Consider the following 18540-nt stretch of genomic DNA (forward strand, 5'->3'; position numbering starts at 1 on the left):
AAGTTTAATGAAAGATTATAATATTATTGATAGTCATTCAAAAAGGTTTGATTCTGCTACAAATCCTACAGTTCTTAAAGTAATTGGTGCAGGCGGTGGCGGTAGTAACGCTGTCAATCGTATGATTGAATATGGAGTAAGAGATGTTGAGTTTATTGTAGCAAATACTGATCTTCAAGCTCTTCAAACTTCTATTGCTCCAATAAAGATTGCGCTTGGTGCTAAAGTTACTTCAGGTCTTGGGGCTGGTGGGAGGCCTGAGATTGGACAAGCTGCTGCAGAAGAAGATATTGATATTATTAAAAATCATCTAGCGGGTGCTGACATGGTATTTATTACTGCTGGAATGGGCGGAGGAACTGGAACAGGAGCTGCACCTGTTATTGCTCAAGTGGCTAAAGAACTTGGAATTTTAACTGTTGGAGTTGTTACTAAACCTTTTAAATTTGAAGGCCCTAAGAAGATGCGGCTTGCTGAACAAGGAATAAATAATTTAAGAAAATCTGTTGATACTTTAATCATTATTCCAAATCAAAAACTTTTGACTGTTGTTGATAAGCGAACTACTATTAAGGATGCCTTCAAAAGGGCTGATGATGTTTTAAGGATGGGTGTGCAGGGAATCGCAGGTCTTATTATTGAGCATGGCGAAGTTAATATTGATTTTGCTGATGTTAAAAGCATTATGCAAGGACAAGGTGATGCTTTGATGGGTATTGGTTATGGTAAGGGTGAAAATAGGGCTGTTGATGCGGCTACTTCTGCTATTAGTAATCCTTTGCTTGAGGAGATTAGAATAGAAGGATCTAAAGGGCTTCTTGTTAATATAACCGGAGGTGAAGATTTTTCATTGCTTGAACTTGAAGAAATTATGGGGATTATTACGGCTAGTGTTGATGATGAGGCTACCGTAATATATGGGCATGCAATTAATTCAAATCTTGATGATGAGATTTATGTTACAGTTGTTGCGACTGGTTTTTCTTCCAAAAAACAGAAAGATTTATCTGGTGTTGTTGAAAATAATACTTTAAGTTCAAAAGAATTTGATAGTTTGATGTCAGGTAGTCAAGATGCTTCAGGGAATGTTTATGAGGCGAATGATAATTTTATAGCGAAGTCAAAAAATGTTAATTATTTTGAAGATGATATTGATGTTCCTACATTTCTTAGAAATTTAAATAAAAAAAATAGCGATAATTGAATGAAAAGATGGATACTAATATTTTTGTTTTTAATTATTTCTTGTGGAGATGAATCTAAGGAAAAAGTAAATCTTGGACTTAGAATAAGAGAGATAGAGATAGCAGGTGGTGGTTCATTAGAAAAAATTGAGGTTTATAAGGAATTTATTGATAAAGAAGAGCAAAATATTTTAAAAATAATAAATTCAATTGATAAAAAGGCTAGATTTTTTAGTTTGATTGGACTTGAGCTTATTAGGTTTGGTCAATATGGACCTGCTATTGAGTATTTTAATAAAAATTTGGAATATGGTCCTAATAATCATTTATCTCATTTTTATATAGGAGTTTCTTCTTATAATTTAGCTAAGGGGTTTGAAACCAAAGAAAAGGTTCGTGAATATTTTATTCTTGCTGAAGATTCTTTTTTAAAATCAATCTTTATTAAAGATGATTTTAAAGAGGCGATTTTTGCTCTCTCTACTATGTATGTTTATGACCTTGATAAACAGTTGGAAGCTAAAGGATATTTAAGTAGACTTGAGTCTATGGGAGAGAGTTATTTTGAATTTTTTATGCTGAGGGGTGCAAACTATTATTCTCTTGGTGATTTTGATAATGCTTTGTTGTTTTACAAGAAGGCAAAGGATAAAGCCTTAACTCAAGAGCAAATAGATGGAGTTGATAAAATAATGAATAATTTTAAGTAACTTTTATGTTTAAATTGCTTTATGTTGATAATTTAAGATTTTTAAAGGGTGAAGAGAAACTTAGGATTTTTAATGATTTTGATTTAAGTTGTCTTTGTAAATTAAGTTTAAGAGATATTTCTAATTATTTATCTAGGGTTTTTAGGAGAGACTATAAACTTCCAGATTTAAAATTAATAGAGATGCAACAAAAAATTATTAATAAAACAAGTTCAAGAATTGCTGTTCTTGGATCTAAGGATTATCCTTTAAAGCTTAAGAGGATTTATAATCCTCCGTTTGCTATTTATTATAAAGGTAATCTTCCAGATCCTAATTCTTTGTCTTGGGCTGTTGTTGGTTCAAGACAAATTAGTAGAGTGTTGGCCAGTAAAGTTAAAGAGTTGTCGTCTCATCTTGCTAAGAATCATGTGGAGATAATATCTGGATTTGCAATAGGAGCTGATATCGCAGCGCATCTTGGTGCAATAAATGAGAAAAAAAGAACATATGCAGTTATTGCAACAGATATTGATAATATTTATCCAAAGCAAAATAGAAAATATGTTGCTTGCCTTTTAGAAAATGGTGGAGGTGTTCTTACTGAAACTTTGCCTTATGAGAAGATACAAAATTACTTTTTTGCAAAGAGAAATAGAATAGTAGCTGGTCTTTCAGATGTTATTTTTATTACTTGTGCACCAAAGAAATCAGGAGCTTTAATTACTGCTGAGCTTGGACTTGATTTGGGTCTTGATGTTTATGTTTATAATATTGATTATTCTGGTGATGGTTCTAAAATTTTATATGATTCTGGAGCTCAAGAGATAAAATCGGTGTCAGATCTTTATAAGATACTAAATGTTCAGTATAATGAGCCTGAAATTAGTGATGACTCAAAGGTCTGTTGTGTATGCAAGGATACATCGAGTATGCTTATTAATGAGTTATTGAATGAAATATCTAAATAGGGGGGGACATCATGAGTTTTAAAGGAACTACAGTTATTGCAATAAGAAGAGGTGGTAAAACTGTAGTAGCAGCAGATGGACAAGTGACTTTTGGATATACTGTTTTAAAATCCAATGCTATTAAAATAAGAAAATTGCTTAATGGAAAAATTTTAGCGGGATTTGCAGGTTCAACTTCTGATGCTATTACTCTTTTTGAGAAGTTTGAAGAAAAGGTTAAAGCTAGAGAAGATGGAATTATTGATATTAAGAGAGCTGCTGTAGAGATTGCAAAAGATTGGAGGTCTGACAAAATACTTCATAAACTTGAAGCAATGATGCTCGTAGCTGATTCTGAAAATATTTTATTAATTTCAGGTACTGGAGATGTTATTGAGCCTGAAGAAGATGTGATTTCGATTGGTAGTGGAGGAAATTATGCATATTCAGCTGCGCTTGCTTATATGGAAAATAAAAAATTAAGTGCTGCTGATATTGCTTTTAAATCTTTAAAGGTAGCAGCAAGAGTTTGTATATATACAAATTCAAATATCGTGATTGAGGAGATTAGTTGATGGATAAGACTGAAAATCAAAATATAGTACCTAAAGATATTGTTGCAGAACTAGATAAATATATAATAGGACAAGTTGAGGCTAAGAAATTGGTTTCAATTGCTCTTGTTAATAGATATATAAGATCTAAGCTTCCCAAGGAAATAAGAGATGATGTCATGCCTAAAAACATTATTATGGTTGGTTCAACTGGAATTGGTAAAACTGAGATTGCAAGAAGGCTTTCAAAGTTTATTAAGGCTCCTTTTATTAAAGTTGAAGCTACAAAATATACCGAGGTAGGTTATGTGGGTCGTGATGTTGAGTCTATGATTCGTGATTTGATGAGTATTGCGGTGAATATGGTAAGAGAAGAGATGTATGATTCTGTTCGTGAAGAGGCAAACAGGCGTGCTGAGGAGAGAATAATTGACAAGCTTTTGAAAACTTCTGAGAGTTCTGAGAATGGTAATACAAGTGAAGAAGAAAGAAAAATTCGTGATAAATTAAGAAATAAGTTTAGGAAACAATTAAGAAGTGGGGATATTGATGATAATCTTATTGATATTTATGTTTCAGGAAAAATGCCCATTTCTACTATCGAAATATTTTCTGGTAGTAATTTAGAAGAGATTGATATGAGTGTTGGAGGATTGATTAATAATATATTTGATAGGAAGAAGAGACGGGAATTAAAAATAAAAAAAGCCAGGGAAATAATTATATCTGAAGAGCTTGAAAAGTTAGTGGATTATGAGAATATTGTAGAGGTTGCCAAATCAAGAGTTGAAAATATGGGAATTGTTTTTATTGATGAGATCGATAAGATAGTTACTAAGAATAGAACAGGAAATGATATATCTAGAGAAGGAGTTCAAAGAGATATTTTGCCAATTGTTGAGGGATCTAAGGTTAATACAAAATATGGGATAGTAGATACTTCTCATATTTTGTTTATTGCTGCAGGTGCTTTTAATTTATCAAAGCCATCTGATTTAATACCAGAACTTCAAGGTAGGTTTCCAATTAAGGTTGAACTTAAAAGTTTAAGTGTAAATGATTTCAAAAATATTTTAAAACACACTAAAAACTCTTTAATAAAACAGTACATTGCAATGTTTAAGGTTTATAATTTGACTTTGACATTTAGTGAAGAAGCGATTGATAGAATTGCTGAATTTGCCTTTGATATGAATTATGAAGGAGAAAATCTTGGAGCAAGAAGGTTGCATGGAGTTATGGAAAAGATTCTTACCGATCTTTTTTTTGAAGCACCCGGTAGCAAGTTAAAAAAATTTGAAATAAACTTGGACTATGTTAATGAAAAAATAAAAATTAACGAACAAAAAGACTTAACTTATTATATAATATAGTAAAAAGTGTTTTGTGATATAGAGGATGTGAGCTTGAATATTTTTGATAGGTCAATTGATTTAGCACATAGATATTTGGATGTGCTTAGTTTGAGACAAAGTGTTATAGCTGATAATGTTGCAAATGTAGATACTCCAAATTTTAAGAGAAGTAATGTCACTTTTGAGTCTGAGCTTGAACGAGCAATTTTCAATGAAGGAACAAATAATTTATCTTTAATAAGGGGTAATAGTAAACACTTGAATGGTTTTAAAGAGTTGGGATATTTAGATGTTAAACCTCGCAGGATGCTTGATTATCTTTCTACTCTCAATAATAATGGTAATAATGTTGATATTGATTCTGAGATGAAAAATCTTTCTCAGAATCAAATGATGTATGGTTTGTTTACAAATATTCAAGCCCATCATTTTAAAAGTGTAAATATTGTAATAAAATAAGTTATAACCTCAAGGAATATTATATATGGGATTATTTTCAAGTATTAATACTGCTTCAACGGGTTTGACAGCTCAAAGATTGAGACTAGATGTTATTGCAAATAATATTGCTAATGTGGAGACTACTAGAACTTCTGAGGGGGGCTCTTATAGAAGACAGAGGATAATTTTTTCTCCAAGGGTTGTAAGTCCGTATTGGAAGGGTCCTTTTGTTCCTGATTATCTTGATAATGGAGTTGGTCAAGGTGTAAGGGTTTCTGGTATTGAAAAAGACAAGTCCCCTTTTAAATTAAAGTATGATCCAACTCATCCTGATGCAATAAAATCTGGTGATCTCAAGGGTTATGTGGAATTTTCTAATGTGAATGTAGTTGAAGAGATGGTGGATATGATATCTGCTTCTCGCGCTTATGAAGCAAATTCTACTGTCATTAATAGTAGCAAAGCAATGTTTAGGAGTGCATTATCAATACTGCAGAATTAAGGAGGTTTGTGAGCAATGGAAGTAGATTCTTTTTTTACAGATAATAATGTTTATTTAGTTCGTAAAAATCCTTTGCATTTTGATAAAAGTTTTTCTGGTTTTGACTTTAAACGTGAGGTAAAGGCAGAATCTTTCAAAGATTTGTTCTTTAATTTAATATCTGATGTGAATAATAGCCAATTGGATGTGTTTAGAATGTCTCAACAAGCTATTTTGCAATCAAATAGTGTGGATGTGCATGATATTACAATAGCAATGGCTAAAGCTAATATGAATTTAAGTATTACAAAGGCTGTTGTTGAAAGAAGCATAAAGGCTTATCAAGATGTAATTAATATTCGTTAAGGAGCTATTCGGTTTGAACAATTTTATTACTAAGTTTTTTGCATCAGTAAATAAGAATTTCAAAAAGGCCAGTATGGTTCAAAAAGTGGCTTTTGGTGTTATTGCTTTATTCATAATTTTAGCATTTATTTTTTTAATAGGATTTTCTACTAAAAAACAAGGTGTTGCTCTTTTTGGTGTTGGTATTAAAGAGCAGTACTTGTTAGATAGAATAGTGCAAAGATTGGATAGAGAAAGTGTTGAATATATTGTTGCTGCTGATGGAAAAATTTACTTAAGTGATGAAAATATTTCAAAAAAAATGAGAGCAATTCTTGTAAGAGAAGAGCTTATTCCTATGCATATGGATCCTTGGTCTCTTTTTGATATTGATAGATGGACCATTACGGATTTTGAGAGAAATGTTAATCTTCGGAGATCGATTACAAGAGCTGTTGAACAGCATATTGTAGCTCTTGATGATGTTGATGCTGTTAGTATTAATCTTGTGATGCCAGAAAAGGCTCTTTTTAAAGAATCACAGGAAGCAGTTAAAGCGTCTGTTAGAATTACTCCTAAGCCTGGTTCTGATATTGTGACTAATCGTAAAAAGGTGGAAGGACTTGTTAAGCTGATTCAATATGCTATTGAGGGTCTTGAATCGGATAATATTGCTATTGTTGATAATAAAGGGACTATTTTAAATGATTTTTCTAATTTAGATGGCGTTGATAGGATTGATTTGGCTGAAAAGGAAAGAAAGCTTAAATTAAAATATGAAACTATGCTTCGAGATGAAATTAATTCCGCTTTAAGTAAGGTTTTATCTGTTGATAGATTTATGATTGCAAGAGTTAATGTGACACTTGATACTTCTCGTCAAACTACGGAATCTAAAGAGTATGCTCCTATTGAGATTGAGCCCCAGGATCCAAGAGTTTCTTATAACACAAGGAAAGTTAGTGATTCTACATTGCTTTCTTCACAAGTGCATAAAAGAGAATACGAGGGACAAGGTTATAGTCCATGGGGGCCACCTGGTCAAGAAGGTAATACTCCTCCTGAGTACCGAGATTTAAGTGATATTATCGGTAAGTCAAATGAGTTTAAAGAAATAAAGAATGTTGCTCTTAATGAGAAAAAATCTTTAAACGAAAAGGAGCCTGCTAGAATTGCAGGGATTTCTCTTGGTATTTTTATAGATGGTGTTTGGGATTTTGTTTATGATGAGTCTGGAAATTTTATTATAGAAAATGGCATGCGTAAAAGGGAATATAAGCCTATTTCTGATGAAGCTTTAAAAAATATTACAGATGTTTTACAGAGTTCTTTTGAGTATAAGCCGGAGAGGGGGGATTCAATTGCCATTAGGAATGTTGCCTTTGATCGAGTGAATGAATTTAGAAAGATAGATGAAGATTATTTTTCAACTGAAAAATTTAAGTTTCTTATTTTTACAGTAAGTATAATATTTGCATTGTTGATATTAATATTTACGATATTTTTCATTGTGTCTAGAGAACTTGAGAGAAGAAGACGCCTTAAAGAAGAAGAGTTTTCAAGGCAAGCACATTTAAGACGTCAGCAAGCATTAATGGATAGCAATGATATTGGTGTTGATGATGTTGTTGGTGGAATTAGAGAAGAGGATGAACTTCAAAGTAATGCTGAACTTTTAGCTAGAGAGAAACCAGAAGATGTTGCTAAGCTTATTAGAACATGGATTGTGAAGAATGTATAAAGGGTAATAATCTATATGGAAGAGCAAAAAGAAAAAGAGATATTAGGTATTTCTACTTTAACGGGAAAACAGAAAGCCGCTATTTTATTAGTTTCAATAGGTTCTGAAATTTCATCTAAAATATTTAAATATTTATCTCAAGAGGAGATAGAATCTTTAACTTTTGAAATAGCAAGACTTGATGTTGTTACCTCGGATCTTAAAGATAGTGTTCTCTTAGAATTTAAAGAGTTAATGATGGCTCAAGAATTTATTCAAAAGGGTGGAATAGATTATGCTAGGGAGCTTCTTGAGAAATCCCTTGGTACTCAAAAAGCAGTAGATATTATTAATAATTTAGGTTCTGCTTTGCAATCAAGGCCTTTTGAATTTGTTAGAAGAGCAGATCCTGCTAATATTTTAAACTTTATTCAACAAGAACATCCACAGACAATTGCTTTAATACTTTCGTATCTTGATCCTCAAAAAGCTTCATTTATTCTCTCTAGCCTTCCTACTGAAATTCAAACTAATGTTGCAAGAAGAATTGCATTGATGGATAGAACTTCTCCTGAAGTGGTAAGAGAAGTTGAAAGAGTGCTTGAGAAAAAGTTGGCTTCTTTATCTTCAGAGGACTATACTTCAGCTGGAGGTGTTGATAATGTTGTTGAAATAATTAACATGGCCGATCGAAAGACAGAGAAATTTATTATTGAATCCCTTGAAGAAGAGGATCCTGAACTTGCAGAGGAAATTAAAAAGAAAATGTTTGTATTTGAAGATATTGTTCTTCTTGATGATAGATCAATACAGAGAATTTTAAGAGAAATAGATGGTCAGGAGTTAGCAAAAGCTTTAAAATCAGTTGATGCATCTGTTCAAGATAAGATTTTTAAAAATATGTCTAAGAGGGCTGCTGGAATGCTTAAGGAAGATATGGAATTTTTAGGGCCTACTAGACGTAAAGATGTTGAGGAAGCTCAGCAAAAAATTGTTTCTCTTATTAGAAAATTAGAAGAGCAGGGTGAAATAGTAATCTCAAGGGGTGGTGAAGAAGATGTACTTGTCTGAGGAAGGAGTTGTATTTGCCTAAGGTTTTATATAAATCAAAAGAAGTTGTAAATGCAGTAAAGTTAGAGTTTGTTGAGATTACAAATCCTATTTTTAAATCGTTGGAAATTAAGAGAAAAGAAAATGAACTTAGTGACATAAATAGTCGTAGCATTAAGCTTCGCAATGAGCTTGAAGACTTAATAAATCAAAGAGCAAAACTTCAAGAGGAAATTGAACGTGAACATGAGCTTGCTAAAAAGGAAATAGATGCTGAATGTTTTAAGATTCTTGAAGAAGCTAAAGAACAGGCTAACAAAATAGTAAGTTTGGCTAGTGAGAGAGCTGAAGCTTTGCAAAAGGAAGCGGATAACAAAAAAGGAGCGATTGAGCAAGAGTCCAATTTAGAAATTGAAAAAATAGTTAAAGAACATGAAGCGCGATTAAAAAGGGAACTTGAAACGGAAATGGCAAGAGGAAGAAATGAAGGGTATGATGCAGGGTTTAATAAGGGTCGTGAAGATTATGATAAAATATTAGGAAAATTAAATAATATAATATCTTCTTTGATTGCAAAGAGAAAGGAGATACTTGAATCTTCAGGGGAACACATAATGAATCTTGTCATGCAGATTGCAGTTAAGGTGGTTAAAAAAATTATAGATTCTCAGAAAGATGTTGTTATAGAAAATGTAAATGAAGCTTTAAAGAAAGTAAAAAGCAAAACAAATATTGTTATTCGTGTTAATCTTGATGATATAGATGTTGTGAGTCATCAAAAACATGAGTTTATTTCTAAATTTGATTTTATAAAAAACTTAGAAGTTGTTGAAGACGTTAACATAGGAAAGGGAGGATGTATTATTGAGACTGATTTTGGGGAAATAGATGCACGAATTTCATCCCAACTGGATAGAATAGAGGAGAAATTTAAAAATTTTTCTTCTATATTTTAGAGATTAAGGAATATTGATGGACACCTTTTTTGAAGGTTATTCAAAAATATTGGATGATGTTGAGCCTATATCTCTTATTGGTAAAGTAAGGAAGATTAAAGGACTTTTGGTAGAAAGTTTGGGCCCAAAATGTGGTATTGGTGATTTATGTTCAATTGAACAGAGAAGTGGTAAAAAAATATATGCTGAAGTTTTAGGTTTAAATGGATCTTTTGTTAACCTTATGGCTTATGAAGGATTTGATGGAATTGAGATTGGCGATAAAGTTTGCTCTTTAGGTAAGAAGCTTCAGATTAATCTTAGTGATGAATTACTTGGTAGGGTGATTGATTCTCTTGGTAGGCCTATTGATAATAAAGGGCAATTTTTTGGTAATTTTTATAAAGAATTAAGTTTTAGTAGTATTAATCCTTTAAGTAGAGGTGTTTTTTCTGAGCAAATAGTTACTGGTGTTAAAGTTCTTGATGGGTTTTTACCAGTCGCAAAGGGGCAACGTGTAGGTATTTTCTCAGGTGCGGGTGTTGGTAAGTCTACTTTGCTTGGTATGATTGCTAAAAATTCTAAGGCAGATGTTAATGTTATTGCATTTATTGGTGAGAGAGGCCGTGAGCTTAATGAGTTTATTAATTATGATCTTGGAGAAGAATGTTTTAAGAAAAGTGTTTTGATTGTTTCAACCTCTGATGCATCTCCTATTTCAAGATATAAAGGGGCTTATACTGCAACATTAATAGCTGAATATTTTAGAGATCGTGGGATGGATGTTATGTTACTGTTTGATTCAATTACAAGATTTGCAAATGCTAAAAGAGAAATTAGTCTTTCTATGGGAGAGCCACCTGCTACTAAAGGATATCCCCCTTCTGTTTTTGTAGAAATTCCTATTTTGCTTGAGCGTTCAGGACTTAATTCTAAGGGTAGTATTACAGGGTTTTATACTGTGCTTGTTGAGGGTGATGATTTTACAGAACCAATAGCTGATAATATGAAAGCTGTTTTAGATGGACACATTATTTTGGATAGAGATTTATTTGATAGAGGGATTTATCCTTCTGTAAATATTTTAAGTTCTACTTCAAGATCTCTTCATAGAATAGTAAATTTTGAGAAACAAAAATTGATATCTAAGATTAGGAATTTATTATCAATTTATAAAAGTTATGAAGATTTAATTAAGACGGGAATTTATATTAAAGGTTCTAATAAAGAAGTTGATTTGGCAGTTGCAAAATATCCAAAAATTATTGATTTTTTGTCTCAAGGAATACAAGAGGAGTTTGATTTTGAAAATTTGGATAGTGAATTGAGAGAAATATTAGCTTGAATGATTTAATTTTTAAGAAAAAAATTTTCGAAAAAATATTGAGTATTAGGGCTTATGATAGGAAGTTCAGCGAAAACGATTTAGTGAATGTAAATAATAAGATTTCAAAAATAGAAGAATTTCTAGAAGGAATGTCTGAAGGTTTAAATAAATTAAACAATATGGATGTTTTTTCGAAAGGAAATTATTTGGATTATTTGACTTATATAAAAGGGAAAGAGTTGAAAAAGCTTGAAAAGCTTAAGCATGAGTATGATAAGTATCATGATATTTATTTGAAGAAATATGGAGAAGAAAAAAAGGTTGACATATTAATAAAAACTTTAGATGATATTATAATTAAAGAAAAAGTAAAAGGCGAAAGCTTGTTTTTAGATGAATATGTTAGTTATAGAATTTGTAAAAAATTAGGGAATAATCAATGAATGATTTCTTGTTATTTTTACTTAGATTTGTTTTGTGGTTGTTTTTGGTTATTTTTTTCTTAGTGTTTTCATTTTTTTTGATCGATTTATTTGGCATATATCAAACTAGAGATTACTTGCCTGTGTATATTAGGTCTTTGCTTTTTAAGGGAGATGCTCAGCCGCTTGAATATACACATATTAGTCTTGAAGAGATTAGAATGATAAAGGAAAAAGAAGCGATTTATATTAAAGGTCAACAAGTTGAAAAATTGAGAGAAGAATTGAAAAAGAGAGAAGATAGTTTGAATAAATTAGAAGCCGAACTTAATCAAAAGCAAAAAGATTTAGATCTGAAACAGAAAGTAATTGATGATATTGTCAATAAATATAAAGATGAAGACGCAAATTTTGCTCAGGCTGCTTTATATTTAATTAATATGCCACCAAAGGATGCTGTTAAGAGGCTTGAAGAACTTAATGATGAGATTGCAATATATTATATGCGTAAGGTGGAAGATATTGCTAAAAAAGAGGGACGGGTGTCTATTGTTCCTTATTGGTTGTCTCTTATGGATTCTAAGAAGGCCGCTGTACTAATTAGAAAAATGTCTGTTAGTTCATTGGAGTGATGCATGAATAATTTAAGTAAGACTATTGTTAGTTTGCCAAGTCTAAACAAGGATTTTAATTTTGTAAATGTAGGTGGTATTTTTAGTCAGGCTAAAAAGGGTGTTTTTTCAGATCTTATTTCTTTAGAGATTCAAAATTTGTCTAAGTTTAGGGATTCAATACTAGAATTTGTAAAATTTTTAAAAAGTAATGGCCTTGTAAGTAAGGATTTTAAGAATATCTCTTTAAAAAATCCCTTTGCCTTTGAAAAATTTAGTGATAACGGTTTCGTGTCTAATTTAAAATCTTTAGTAAAAAAGGTGAATAATTTATTTGATTTTGAAAGTCTGAAAGTTTTAAGTGAGAGTTTGTCTTTTGATTCTGAACTTAGTGACAAAGTAGAAATATTAAAAATTTTTGAAAAAGTTTTGTCTGATCTTAATATTTTGTTTGGCAATGTAAATTCTCTTTTTAATTTTGATATTTTAAGTGTTGATTTTAATTCTAATCATAGAGATTTGAATGTTGTAAAGAGAGATAGGGAAAAAGATGTTATTGCTATTGATGTTAAAAATTTTAAAAAAAATGATAGTGTTAAGGAATTTCTTAGTTCAGGTTCTAGGGTTAGGTTAATTGATGGTGGAAATTATATTGGCAAATATGGTCTTAAAGAAACGTTTGATGGATTGGCAGAATCTATAGGTGATCTTTCTAGTTTTAATACAAAACCTGTTAAAGGATCTTTTATTGATCATATTACTGATAATTTAATGTCAGAATGGAATTTAAAAATAAATCATAATATTGTGAATAAGGCCAAAATTGTGTTAAAATCGAATGATACAGGGGAAATTAGGCTGATTTTAAAGCCTAAAAGACTTGGTAGTATAAGAATTAATTTAAATCTTGATTCTAATAATAATTTATTAGGTAAGATTATAGTTGATAATCATAATGTTAGGACTCTTTTTGAGCAAAATATGTATTCAATCAGTAAAATGTTAAATGATAATGGTTTTAATACTAGTTTAAATCTTTCTCTTGCAGGTAGTGGTTCTGGGTTTTTTTCTAGTAATTTTGAGGAAGATGTTGAGAGTCAATCATCTTCTTTGAATAAGAATAATATCTTTAAAATTGAGGATAATATTGAGATTTCTGGTGATTTAGAAAAAAGTATTAATTTTATTGTTTAAAATGGAGGATAGATGAGTACAATTGATCATATTGACAATTTAGTCGGTATAGGCCGAACTAAGGAAATATCTAATTCTAAGGTACAAAGAGGTGTTAAGGGTAATAATCTTGGTCGGGATGATTTTTTGAAACTACTTATTACTCAACTTAAATATCAAGATCCTACAGATCCAATGAAAGATAAAGAATTTATTGCTCAAATGGCACAATTTTCAGCTCTTGAACAAATGACAAATATGAGTAAATCTTTTGAGAGTCTTTCATCTGTTCTTGGTATAAATAAAGATTTGGATTTATTGGGAAAAATAGTTGAATTTGAACATGTTGATGGAGAGATTATTAAGGGTAAAGTTACAAATATTAAAACAGGAATAGTTCCACAAATTATGATTGATGGCAAGTATTATATTTATAATAATATTTTGTCAGTAGGATTAGAGGAGTAATTATATGATGAGGTCTTTATATTCTGGTGTTTCTGGTCTTCAGAATCATCAAACAAGAATGGATGTTGTTGGTAATAACATTGCCAATGTTAATACTATTGGTTTTAAGAAAGGAAGAGTTAATTTTCAAGATATGATATCTCAAAGTATTTCTGGTGCGTCTCGTCCTACTGATGGGCGTGGAGGTGTTAATCCAAAACAAGTTGGTCTTGGAATGGGTGTTGCTACTATTGATACTATTCATACTCAAGGATCTTTTCAAAGCACCCAAAAAGCTTCTGATCTTGGAATTAGTGGTAATGGTTTTTTTATTTTAAGAGATGGTAATAATTCTTTTTATACAAGAGCTGGTGCATTTGATGTTGATTCTAATAGGCATCTTGTAAATCCTGCAAATGGTATGAGAATTCAAGGTTGGATGGCAAAGTCTATTGGGGGCGAACAGGTTATTAATACATCTGCTGATGTTGAAGATTTAGTTATTCCTATTGGAGATAAAGAAGGTGCTAAGGCTACTGAACACATTACTTTTGCTTGTAATCTTGATAAAAGATTACCTATAATTGGGGAAGGTGCAAGTGAAGTGGATGTTGCTCGTGGTACTTGGGTTGTTAATAAGACTATTTATGATAATTTTGGAAATACTAGTGTTGTTGAACTTAGAGTTGTAAAGGATACAACTACTCCTAATTTATGGAACACTACAGTTTTAGTAAATGGAGAGACAAATTCCAATTTTACAATAGGCTTTAATAATGAAGGAGCATTGCTTTCTTTAAATGGTCAGGCAGGTCAGCCTGGTGATTTGCTTGAATTTCCTGTAACTTTTGGTGTTGTGAATGCTAACACTGGAGAAGTTGGTGAGCAGCAAACTATTAATCTTAGACTTGGTACTGTTGGTAGTTATACTGATTCAATTACGCAATTTGCTGATGCAAGTACTACAAAGGCTATTATTCAAGATGGATATGGTATGGGATATATGGAAAACTATGAAATAGATCAAAATGGCATAATAATGGGAGTTTATTCAAATGGTATTAGGCGAGATATTGGCAAAATTGCGCTTGCTTCATTTGTTAATCCTGGGGGACTTGCAAAGGTAGGTGATACTAATTTTATTGAGACAAGTAATTCAGGTCAGGCTAAGATAGGTGAAACTGGTTTGGCAGGCCTTGGTACTATTAGAGCAGGAGTTTTAGAAATGGCTAATGTTGATCTTGCTGAACAATTTACAGATATGATAGTTACTCAAAGAGGTTTTCAGGCTAATGCTAAAACTATAACCACTTCGGATCAGTTATTACAAGAGCTTGTAAGACTTAAGAATTAATTTTTTGTTTTAGTTTATGATTTATGTAACTAAACTTAATGGCGATGGGTATTATTTAAATCCTTGTCATATTGAGAGTATTGAAGCTAATCCTGATACTACGATTCTTCTTATGAATGGTAAAAAATTGATTGTAAAAGAAGATATAGTAGAGGTTGTGGATAAAATCAAGATGCATAGGAGAGAGATTGCTTTGTTAGACAGAATTACACAAGAGAATAAGGGAGTTGAGCTATGAATTTAGCTAGTATAGTTGGATGGGGCGTTGGATTTGGTGCTATTTTAATTTCTATGGCATTTACTCCTACAGGATTAGGGGTTTTTTGGGATTTAAGTTCTGTGTTTATTACGGTTGTTGGTTCTTTTTCTGCACTTGTGGCTTCCTCAGAAATTCCCACTGTAAAAAAAATTCCTACATATTTAGGATTTTTCTTTAAAAAGAGTTCTTTTGGTAAAGTTCCCATTATAAAGACTTTAGTTGAACTTTCAGAAAAAGCCAGAAAAGAAGGGCTTTTATCTCTTGATGATGAACTTGAGCAAATCAATGATCCTTTTTTTAAGTCTGGAATGAGACTTGTCGTTGATGGTGCTGATCCTGAGATAATTAGAACTATGCTTTATCTTGAACTTGATCAAATGCAAGAGAGACATAAGATTGGTGCTGATCTTTTTGGAACTTGGGGGAAACTTGCTCCTGCTTTTGGGATGACAGGTACGCTTATTGGGCTTATAGCTCTTCTTGGAAATTTAGAAGACAAATCAGCTCTTGGTTCTTCTATGGCTGTTGCTCTTATTACAACTCTTTATGGTACAATAATGGCAAATTTAATGTTGCTTCCTATTCAAATTAAATTAGAATCTATAGATATTGAGGAAGCATCAATTAAGACGATGATCGTTGAGGGTATTTTATCAATTCAGGCAGGGGATAACCCTAGAATTTTAGAACAAAAATTGGTAACGTTTTTAACTCCTAAAGATAGGAGTCAGCTTGGAAGCGGTATTTTTGGGGGCGAGTGATGTCATTGAGAAATAGGAAAAAACGTTTAAAGTGTGAAGAAGGTGCTCCTGAGTATATGTTAACGTATGGAGACATGGTTACCTTGTTACTTGTTTTTTTTGTTACTATGTTTTCATTAAATGATATTCTTTTCAAAGAAAATATAATAAAAATAATGTCAGCTTCGTTTACAGGTTCCGGATTTTTTAAGGGCGGTAAGACCTTAGATATTAATAAGCTTTCTTATTTGAGTAATAGTTTTATGTATTTACCCTCTACTGGGAAAAATAAGCAATCTTCTCAGAGATCTAAAAATAAGTTTATTATTGAATTTATTGAAAAAATTCAGTCTAATAAGGTTATTGTGAGGCATTATGAACAAGGTGTTGTTGTATCTCTTTTAGCCGATGCTTTTTTTGATTCAGCTAGTGCTGAGGTTAAGCTTGATGATAATAGGGAAACTATACAAAAGATAGCTTCTTTTATTGGTTTTTTGGATAATCAAGGGTATAATTTTAAAATCGAAGGACATACAGACAATGTTGATGTTAATATAAATGGAATTTGGAAAAGCAATTGGGAGCTTTCATCGGCAAGAGCAGTAAATATGTTAGAGCAGATTTTGAATTACACCGATCAGTCTAAGATCCAAAGCATTGAGAGTAAATTTGAGGTGTCTGGATTTGCGGGAAGTAGACCGGTTGCCACAGATGATACTCCTGAAGGTAGAGCTTATAATAGAAGAATAGATATTTTGATTACTAGTGATGCTTCTTTGAGTTCTACTAAAGGTATTAATCAATAATAATGTTTTAGTAATGAAAGAGGAAATTTATAGGAGGTAATATGCCTGAAAGAGATGATGGTAGTATTGACGTAGGTGGTGCGAATAATAAGAGAATGGGATTTCTACCTGATGTTATAATAAAAATTTTGCAAATGTTAGCTATAGGACTATTTACTGTTGTTATCATGATAATAGTTGCTTATTTTGTTTCTAAGATGGTAGTAAGTCAAAGTGGAGCACCTAATAATTTCCCAATTTTTTCTAATGAATATTTGGGGAAACCCCCTATGCTTATATGGTATGAAAGCATAGATGAAATTAGGGGAACTACTCAAGATACTCCTCCAAAGACTTTTGTCATAAAACTTGCATTAGGTTATGCTGAGAATAATGTAAATATTTTAAGTGAACTTGGAAGACAGAAAGTGCGGTTAAAAGATATTATTAGAGAATATTTTAGCCAAAGAACAGGACAAGAGATAAAGAACGAAAGTCAGATTAAGGCGGAAATTAAGGCTAGAATTAATAGTATTCTTCGAAATGGTGAAATAAAAGAAATAGCATTAACACAAATTGATATTTTTGATATGTGAGTTTTAAAAGGAATTTTGAATGGCAGGTAATCCAGGAGCATTATCACAAGATGATATAGACAGTCTTTTAGAATCTATTAATTCATCTGATAATTTATCATCAGATGATTCACTTTCTAATATCATATCTAGTTCTATGGGCAAGAAACAGAAAATTAAAGTTTATGATTTTAAAAGACCAGACAAATTTTCAAAAGAACAAGTAAGGACAGTATCAAGTTTTCATGAAGCATTTGCAAGGTATACTACAACTTCACTCTCAGCACTTTTGAGGAAGATGGTTCATGTGCATGTAGCCTCAGTTGATCAGTTGACCTATGAAGAGTTTATTAGATCTATTCCAAATCCTACTACTTTAGCAATAATTAATATGGATCCTCTTAAGGGTTCTGCTATTTTTGAGGTTGATCCAACCATTGCGTTTGCAATAGTTGATAGACTTTTTGGAGGAGATGGAGATACTATTAAGGATAAGAGTAGGGATTTAACAGAAATAGAACAGTCTGTCATGGAAAGTGTTATTATCCGTATACTTGCTAATATGAGAGAAGCTTGGTCGCAGGTAGTCGATCTTAGGCCTCGTTTTGGGCACATAGAGGTTAATCCTCAATTTGCGCAAATAGTTCCTCCAACAGAAATGGTTATTTTAGTAACTCTTGAAGTTAAGATAGGTAAAGTTGAAGGGCTTATGAATTTTTGTTTGCCTTATATTACAATAGAGCCTATTGTATCTAAGCTTTCAACAAGATATTGGCATTCTTTAATTGGTGTGGGCACTACTAGTGAAAATCTTGACATCCTTAGAGAAAAGCTTGAAAATACAGATATGCTTTTAGTGGCTGAAATTGGAGAGGTTAAATTAAAGGTAAGAGAAATATTATCCTTAGCAAAAGGTGATGTTCTTAATTTTGAAAATTCTCCAATAGATAAAGATTTGATCTTAAAGGTAGGGACTAAAAAAAAATTTAAGTGCAGAATGGGTCTTGTTGGAAATAAGATTTCAGTTCAGGTTACAGAAAAAGTTGGTGAAGTAGAGGATTTTGATTTGTTAAAAGAGCTCACTGAAGAGGTTGAATAGGTTTTTAAAAGTTTAAATGCGTTAATAAGTTTAGTAAAGAGGTG

At 31.6% G+C, this 18540-nt stretch carries 22 protein-coding genes; all 22 read left to right on the top strand.

The window, feature by feature from the left end; genetic code table 11:
* Positions 1-7: 7 nt before the first annotated feature.
* From ftsZ to fliM, 22 genes are read left to right on the top strand one after another with little or no spacing between them, the layout of a single operon-like run.
* Entirely contained in the window at positions 8-1204 is a 1197-nt protein-coding gene (gene ftsZ, locus QMG63_RS02950; RefSeq protein ID WP_281861563.1) for a cell division protein FtsZ, read from the top strand.
* Entirely contained in the window at positions 1205-1894 is a 690-nt protein-coding gene (locus QMG63_RS02955) for a tetratricopeptide repeat protein (protein WP_281861565.1), read from the top strand.
* Positions 1895-1899: 5 nt separating this feature from the next.
* Positions 1900-2844, top strand: coding sequence for a DNA-processing protein DprA (dprA, locus tag QMG63_RS02960; protein ID WP_281861566.1), 945 nt, complete (start codon positions 1900-1902; stop codon positions 2842-2844).
* A gap of 11 nt (positions 2845-2855) precedes the next feature.
* The gene (hslV, locus tag QMG63_RS02965) at positions 2856-3398 is read left to right on the top strand and encodes an ATP-dependent protease subunit HslV (RefSeq protein ID WP_281861568.1); all 543 of its coding nucleotides are present in this window, start codon (positions 2856-2858) and stop codon (positions 3396-3398) included.
* Positions 3398-4750, top strand: a complete 1353-nt coding sequence (gene hslU / locus QMG63_RS02970) for an ATP-dependent protease ATPase subunit HslU (RefSeq protein WP_281861570.1) — start codon at positions 3398-3400, stop codon at positions 4748-4750. The genes hslV and hslU overlap by 1 nt, the downstream gene beginning before the upstream one ends.
* 33 nt (positions 4751-4783) lie before the next feature.
* Positions 4784-5191: a flagellar basal body rod protein FlgB gene (gene flgB / locus QMG63_RS02975; protein ID WP_281861572.1), complete on the top strand. Its 408-nt coding sequence runs from the start codon at positions 4784-4786 to the stop codon at positions 5189-5191.
* A gap of 25 nt (positions 5192-5216) precedes the next feature.
* The gene (gene flgC, locus QMG63_RS02980; RefSeq protein WP_281861574.1) at positions 5217-5675 is read left to right on the top strand and encodes a flagellar basal body rod protein FlgC; all 459 of its coding nucleotides are present in this window, start codon (positions 5217-5219) and stop codon (positions 5673-5675) included.
* Positions 5676-5690: 15 nt separating this feature from the next.
* Positions 5691-6020, top strand: a complete 330-nt coding sequence (gene fliE, locus QMG63_RS02985) for a flagellar hook-basal body complex protein FliE (RefSeq protein WP_281861576.1) — start codon at positions 5691-5693, stop codon at positions 6018-6020.
* A 13-nt stretch (positions 6021-6033) separates the two neighbouring features.
* Complete coding sequence (fliF, locus tag QMG63_RS02990; RefSeq protein ID WP_281861577.1) at positions 6034-7740, top strand: flagellar basal-body MS-ring/collar protein FliF; 1707 nt, start codon at positions 6034-6036, stop codon at positions 7738-7740.
* A 15-nt stretch (positions 7741-7755) separates the two neighbouring features.
* Positions 7756-8790 (top strand): flagellar motor switch protein FliG, encoded by a 1035-nt coding sequence (gene fliG, locus QMG63_RS02995; RefSeq protein ID WP_281861579.1) that lies wholly within the window; start codon positions 7756-7758, stop codon positions 8788-8790.
* 14 nt (positions 8791-8804) lie between these two features.
* Complete coding sequence (fliH, locus tag QMG63_RS03000; RefSeq protein WP_281861581.1) at positions 8805-9725, top strand: flagellar assembly protein FliH; 921 nt, start codon at positions 8805-8807, stop codon at positions 9723-9725.
* Positions 9726-9741: 16 nt separating this feature from the next.
* Complete coding sequence (locus QMG63_RS03005) at positions 9742-11049, top strand: FliI/YscN family ATPase (protein WP_281861583.1); 1308 nt, start codon at positions 9742-9744, stop codon at positions 11047-11049.
* Positions 11046-11474, top strand: coding sequence for a flagellar protein FlbA (locus QMG63_RS03010; protein WP_281861584.1), 429 nt, complete (start codon positions 11046-11048; stop codon positions 11472-11474). Before QMG63_RS03005 ends, QMG63_RS03010 begins: the two co-directional genes overlap by 4 nt.
* On the top strand, positions 11471-12085 hold the full coding sequence (locus tag QMG63_RS03015) for a periplasmic-type flagellar collar protein FlbB (RefSeq protein ID WP_281861587.1): 615 nt from the start codon (positions 11471-11473) through the stop codon (positions 12083-12085). Before QMG63_RS03010 ends, QMG63_RS03015 begins: the two co-directional genes overlap by 4 nt.
* 3 nt (positions 12086-12088) lie before the next feature.
* The gene (locus QMG63_RS03020; protein ID WP_281861589.1) at positions 12089-13258 is read left to right on the top strand and encodes a flagellar hook-length control protein FliK; all 1170 of its coding nucleotides are present in this window, start codon (positions 12089-12091) and stop codon (positions 13256-13258) included.
* Between the two features lie 12 nt (positions 13259-13270).
* The gene (flgD, locus tag QMG63_RS03025) at positions 13271-13705 is read left to right on the top strand and encodes a flagellar hook assembly protein FlgD (RefSeq protein ID WP_281861591.1); all 435 of its coding nucleotides are present in this window, start codon (positions 13271-13273) and stop codon (positions 13703-13705) included.
* A 4-nt stretch (positions 13706-13709) separates the two neighbouring features.
* A complete protein-coding gene (flgE, locus tag QMG63_RS03030; RefSeq protein WP_281861593.1) occupies positions 13710-15038 on the top strand; it encodes a flagellar hook protein FlgE in 1329 nt (442 codons plus the stop codon).
* 16 nt (positions 15039-15054) lie between these two features.
* A complete protein-coding gene (locus QMG63_RS03035; protein WP_281861595.1) occupies positions 15055-15276 on the top strand; it encodes a flagellar FlbD family protein in 222 nt (73 codons plus the stop codon).
* On the top strand, positions 15273-16058 hold the full coding sequence (locus QMG63_RS03040) for a motility protein A (protein WP_281861596.1): 786 nt from the start codon (positions 15273-15275) through the stop codon (positions 16056-16058). Before QMG63_RS03035 ends, QMG63_RS03040 begins: the two co-directional genes overlap by 4 nt.
* Positions 16058-16843 (top strand): flagellar motor protein MotB, encoded by a 786-nt coding sequence (motB, locus tag QMG63_RS03045; RefSeq protein ID WP_281861598.1) that lies wholly within the window; start codon positions 16058-16060, stop codon positions 16841-16843. Before QMG63_RS03040 ends, motB begins: the two co-directional genes overlap by 1 nt.
* A gap of 41 nt (positions 16844-16884) precedes the next feature.
* Positions 16885-17418, top strand: coding sequence for a flagellar basal body-associated protein FliL (gene fliL / locus QMG63_RS03050; protein WP_281861599.1), 534 nt, complete (start codon positions 16885-16887; stop codon positions 17416-17418).
* Positions 17419-17437: 19 nt separating this feature from the next.
* Positions 17438-18496, top strand: a complete 1059-nt coding sequence (gene fliM, locus QMG63_RS03055; RefSeq protein WP_281861601.1) for a flagellar motor switch protein FliM — start codon at positions 17438-17440, stop codon at positions 18494-18496.
* The last annotated feature ends 44 nt before the right edge of the window (positions 18497-18540 follow it).

The sequence above is a fragment of the Candidatus Borrelia fainii genome, assembly GCF_027925085.1.
In the GTDB taxonomy this organism is placed as follows: Bacteria; Spirochaetota; Spirochaetia; order Borreliales; family Borreliaceae; genus Borrelia; species Borrelia turicatae.

Excerpts from the sequence above, each read along its gene's own strand:
- ftsZ (WP_281861563.1), top strand. The coding sequence starts at position 8 with ATGAAAGATTATAATATTATTGATAGTCATTCAAAAAGGTTTGATTCT.
- QMG63_RS02955 (WP_281861565.1), top strand. The coding sequence starts at position 1,205 with ATGAAAAGATGGATACTAATATTTTTGTTTTTAATTATTTCTTGTGGA.
- dprA (WP_281861566.1), top strand. The coding sequence starts at position 1,900 with ATGTTTAAATTGCTTTATGTTGATAATTTAAGATTTTTAAAGGGTGAA.
- hslV (WP_281861568.1), top strand. The coding sequence starts at position 2,856 with ATGAGTTTTAAAGGAACTACAGTTATTGCAATAAGAAGAGGTGGTAAA.
- hslU (WP_281861570.1), top strand. The coding sequence starts at position 3,398 with ATGGATAAGACTGAAAATCAAAATATAGTACCTAAAGATATTGTTGCA.
- flgC (WP_281861574.1), top strand. The coding sequence starts at position 5,217 with ATGGGATTATTTTCAAGTATTAATACTGCTTCAACGGGTTTGACAGCT.
- fliE (WP_281861576.1), top strand. The coding sequence starts at position 5,691 with ATGGAAGTAGATTCTTTTTTTACAGATAATAATGTTTATTTAGTTCGT.
- fliG (WP_281861579.1), top strand. The coding sequence starts at position 7,756 with ATGGAAGAGCAAAAAGAAAAAGAGATATTAGGTATTTCTACTTTAACG.
- QMG63_RS03005 (WP_281861583.1), top strand. The coding sequence starts at position 9,742 with ATGGACACCTTTTTTGAAGGTTATTCAAAAATATTGGATGATGTTGAG.
- QMG63_RS03015 (WP_281861587.1), top strand. The coding sequence starts at position 11,471 with ATGAATGATTTCTTGTTATTTTTACTTAGATTTGTTTTGTGGTTGTTT.
- QMG63_RS03020 (WP_281861589.1), top strand. The coding sequence starts at position 12,089 with ATGAATAATTTAAGTAAGACTATTGTTAGTTTGCCAAGTCTAAACAAG.
- flgD (WP_281861591.1), top strand. The coding sequence starts at position 13,271 with ATGAGTACAATTGATCATATTGACAATTTAGTCGGTATAGGCCGAACT.
- flgE (WP_281861593.1), top strand. The coding sequence starts at position 13,710 with ATGATGAGGTCTTTATATTCTGGTGTTTCTGGTCTTCAGAATCATCAA.
- QMG63_RS03035 (WP_281861595.1), top strand. The coding sequence starts at position 15,055 with ATGATTTATGTAACTAAACTTAATGGCGATGGGTATTATTTAAATCCT.
- QMG63_RS03040 (WP_281861596.1), top strand. The coding sequence starts at position 15,273 with ATGAATTTAGCTAGTATAGTTGGATGGGGCGTTGGATTTGGTGCTATT.
- motB (WP_281861598.1), top strand. The coding sequence starts at position 16,058 with ATGTCATTGAGAAATAGGAAAAAACGTTTAAAGTGTGAAGAAGGTGCT.
- fliL (WP_281861599.1), top strand. The coding sequence starts at position 16,885 with ATGCCTGAAAGAGATGATGGTAGTATTGACGTAGGTGGTGCGAATAAT.
- fliM (WP_281861601.1), top strand. The coding sequence starts at position 17,438 with ATGGCAGGTAATCCAGGAGCATTATCACAAGATGATATAGACAGTCTT.